The 3,995-nt window shown below is 32.3% G+C and carries 3 protein-coding genes; all 3 read right to left on the reverse strand.

From position 1 onward, the window contains the following. Positions 1-337: 337 nt before the first annotated feature. A complete protein-coding gene (locus tag DFQ02_RS14800) occupies positions 338-1,519 on the reverse strand; it encodes an MvaI/BcnI restriction endonuclease family protein (RefSeq protein WP_116525226.1) in 1,182 nt (393 codons plus the stop codon). After that, on the reverse strand, positions 1,516-3,723 hold the full coding sequence (dcm, locus tag DFQ02_RS14805) for a DNA (cytosine-5-)-methyltransferase (protein ID WP_116525227.1): 2,208 nt from the start codon (positions 3,721-3,723) through the stop codon (positions 1,516-1,518). Before dcm ends, DFQ02_RS14800 begins: the two co-directional genes overlap by 4 nt. Positions 3,724-3,808: 85 nt before the next feature. Further along, positions 3,809-3,995, reverse strand: a 187-nt coding sequence (locus DFQ02_RS15275) for a hypothetical protein (protein ID WP_220340314.1), incomplete at its 5' end; no start/stop codon positions are given.

Raw genomic sequence — 3,995 nt, forward strand, 5'->3', positions numbered from 1 at the left:
TGGTTTAACCCTGAGATGGAACACATTTACTTTAAGATGCATTGTCTGCGAAGCAGCGTAGATTAAAGTTCGCCATCGGCGAATGTGTTCCATCGGTCTTGTATATGAAAAGTAGCGGATTTTTAAACACTAACTTTTCGGTTTAGTACTGTCTTTAAATTTATGAAAATCACTTTGGATTAAGCACTTAAACCGCTATTTTTTATATACGTTGTTACCTGGCTGGCGTTTTTCCGAAAACTTGCTAGCGTTGGCAAAGACATACTCTTTTACAGTTTTGGTGTAGCGTGGATGGTGCGACTGGAAATGTGTATGGCTTTTAGCGTTGGCAATTCCGCTATGTCATTAAATTATAACTTTCACTTGGCGGAAACAATAATTCAATTCCTTTCGGTTTGATTTTAAATAACGGACCTTTTTCGACTACTTTCCCTTTTGAATTTCGCTTAATTAAATGGTCAAGCGTTATAATTCCTTGTTCAATTAATAAGTCAAATTGTGAAGTTATTGGCTTTTTTGTGTGTTCTACCAACTTGTATTGAAAATGTTCACGTTCATCAATCTTGATACTTTCAGCTTCTACCCAAAATGTTTCTTTATGTTTAGATTTTAATCGGTTATGAAGTTTGTCTAATGTCCAGACTACAAAATCTCCAACCTCTGGCTTATCAGAGTTTTCAATTAGTTGTTTTATGTCGCTATCAATTCTTAAATTCAAACCTTGCGAGTTTCTCGTAATTGCTGAAACTGTGCAATAAAGTTTAAAATCATCATCACGTTCATATCCAAAATTGTCAAGAATTTCTGCTGAACTTTTAAACTTACTTAATTTCCAATCTGGAACTTGTGCGAATAGACTTTTACGATTCGTTCTGCTGTTTCTGAATGATTTAAGTTCAATTCCTTTATAATCTGGTTGTTTTGAAGAGTTAATGTCAATTCCTAGCGCTGTCTCAAGTGTCCTGCCTACAGAAGTGTCAGCATCAACCATTGAAGGAATTGGGCCATTATTCGCAATTTTTCTTAACATAGCTAAAAGCTCAAAAGCAACTTCATTTTCTGTCGTATTGATTGCATTAATTAATTCTTGAAATGGATTTAGAATTGAAGAATAAATTAATTCCTTGATATCTAATTTTGTCAAGTTAAAGACTTGAAAACTATCGTTGTAAAAAGTGATTCCAATAATATCATTAGGGTCAGCAACTTTTGTTAAACCATAAAACCAAATTCTTGGGTCTCCTTTTTTAGTTGAAGGACGATATAGAGATGCTTTTGATTTTATAATCTTAAAACCAGTATGAATGGTTGCTGGAATCATTACTTTGCTCTCTGTACCTTGATTCTGCAATTCATAATCGTGAATGTTCTCACTTTTCAAATAACTACGAACAGAACCAGTCGCATCCATAATGGATTTTTTCAATCCGGTTTCGGTTGGCTCAATTAAAGTAAGAGAAACTTGGTTTTTGGTCAGTAATTTTATTTTTTCTTGTTCTTCGTCTGTAAGTTTTCTCACTTGATATGCTTTAAAATTTCACTTGCAACTGCTCTTGCTAATAAAGGTGGAACAGCGTTACCAACTAAAGTGTATTGTGGTACTTCCGTTTTTCTATTATTTCCTCCTGTTGAGCGTTTCCCTTGAAATACAAAAGAGTCGTCAAAAGACTGTAAACGTGCCATTTCTCTAACTGTTAAAGACCTTGGCGAATTGTAATGAATATAATCATCTGCAATTGTCATTATTGTAGAGCTTTGTTCGTCTGGTTTTAAAACATTATAATTTCGCTTGTTTGTCGAAAGACCTAATTTTTCTAATTCTGGTTGCGCTTTTTTATAATCTCCATTTTTTAAAATAACTCCAAGTCTTTCAACAACAGTTTCGTTTTGATTACTTGTTTTGTGATTATTGAGTATGTCGAAATACTTTTCTCCATTTTCAAGTGCTTCTGTATTCCTTACGTAAAAAGGCTTTGTTTGAGGTTTGAAACGTTCAATTAACCTGCCTTTTCTTGACCATTCTGCAAAAGATTTTCCACCTTTAGAAATTGGCTTTCCATCAATTTTTCTTTTCTTTAATAGTTTAGCCATTTTTTTTGCGGTTCCATTGTATTGAGTTGAAATATCAACTAATTCGTATCGGTGAGCTTCTTGATTGTTACCGATAAAATCTAAATCATACAAAGCTTCAAAAATGGTAACCTTTTCTTCCTCAGAAACGGTTGCAGGAATTTCAGAAATATATTTTTGGTCTTTACGACAACCAATGAAAAGCACTCTTTCTCTATTTTGTGGAACACCATAATTTGAGGCGTTAGCAACAAAAGGTTTTTCTATTTTGTAAAGTCTAATACTTTCAAGAATAGTTTCTAATTCCTTTTTCTGTGATTTATTGCAATACGATTTTAATATCTCTATTGACTCATCAAAAGAAATTGTATAGATTTTTAACGCAGTAATGATATCATCACAATCTTTTTTATAAGTATTTGGAACTTTTAAAATTTTGAAAGCATTTTCAATTTTCGATATAACATTTTCTGAACTGATTTCTGTTAGGAAATCAGTAAAAGCATTTACAAAATTATCACTATCAATATTGCAAAAGTCTTTTTCTTTTATAATATCACGTTTCAGTTTTTCCCATTCTTTCGCTCGCGCTAAAAGGTTAAAACCGTGACGAATAGTATTTATATTCTCGTCCGTTTTACTGGTTTTGTAATCTGCAATTTTTGGCGTTAGTTTTCTAAATCTATTTTCTACAAAATTGATAAAATCAGCTTTTCCGCTTTCTTTATCTTTTTCGAGTAACTTTTCAAGTTCAACACGTTTTATAATGCTGTCAAATAGAAAAGAATTTGATTCATCTCGTACCTTTTTTATAAATGATGTAAGTGAAGGAATCTCTTTGATGTCAACAATAGAGTTTATCTCTTTTATTATAAGTTCTTTTATCTTACCGCTTTCTTTTGTTAAAATGCCTTTTACATTTTCCATTACGAAGTATTTCGGCTGTAAAACCTTAATGACTTCTAAATAATGAGAAAATAAGTCGTCTTTTTTGTCGAATTTCTTTCTTTTTCCTGCAAGGCTAAAACTTTGACAAGGTGGACCACCACAAACAACGTCTATTTTTCGACCATCTATTTTTTCCAACAAATTGTCTAAAAAGTCTGGTTCAGTAATATCTTGTTTGAGAAATTTGGCATCTAAACCCAATTGATGATTGTAACGAACAACGTGAGTGAGTTCGCAGTTTTCGTTTATATCGTTAGCTACTACAAAATCAAAGAATTTATTATTATGTTCAGCTTGTAAAAATCCCTCACTAAAACCACCAGCTCCTGCAAATAAATCAACAAAAGTGAATGGTTTTCCGTAAAGCGAAACCTGTTCTTTTACGATATTTACATTACTATTTTCTTTATAACTTTCTATGTGTTCATTTAAGACGCTTTTAACTTCGTCTTGAATAAAAGTCTTTTTGTTGGAATGGTGCAGAAGTTCGTCAGCTCGTTCTCTTAAAAAATCCAAATAATGATTGATTTCGTGTGATTCTACAGATAATCCAATTGCTTTCTGTTTTGATTTATCGAACTTTTTCGGTTCTATTTTCTGCCCAGTTGAAACTTTAACTTGACTTCCGTTACAGTTTATTCGAAGATGAATTGGTGCAAACCCTTTTTTGTCAGGCTTGTCTAAATAAAAATTAATTGTTGCCATAATTATTTACGGACGTTTTTACGTACACGGACAAATTTACGGACATATTTTATAATTCCTAATTTAATTTTGTTTTTTATTCAGATTAAGCGTTGGGAAAAGGCAAGCTCTTTTTATTTTGTGAGGCACGAGCAAAATGAAATGTGCTTGACTGTGCGGTTGGGTGCGCTTGCAGGTAACTCAGGGTTAAACGTAGTTCTGCTTTGAGAATGAAAAGATAATAAATTCTTGAGCAATAATTAGAGAAAAGCTCTTCCTTATAATCTCTAATT

The sequence above is a fragment of the Seonamhaeicola aphaedonensis genome (assembly GCF_003386195.1).
GTDB lineage: Bacteria > Bacteroidota > Bacteroidia > Flavobacteriales > Flavobacteriaceae > Seonamhaeicola > Seonamhaeicola aphaedonensis.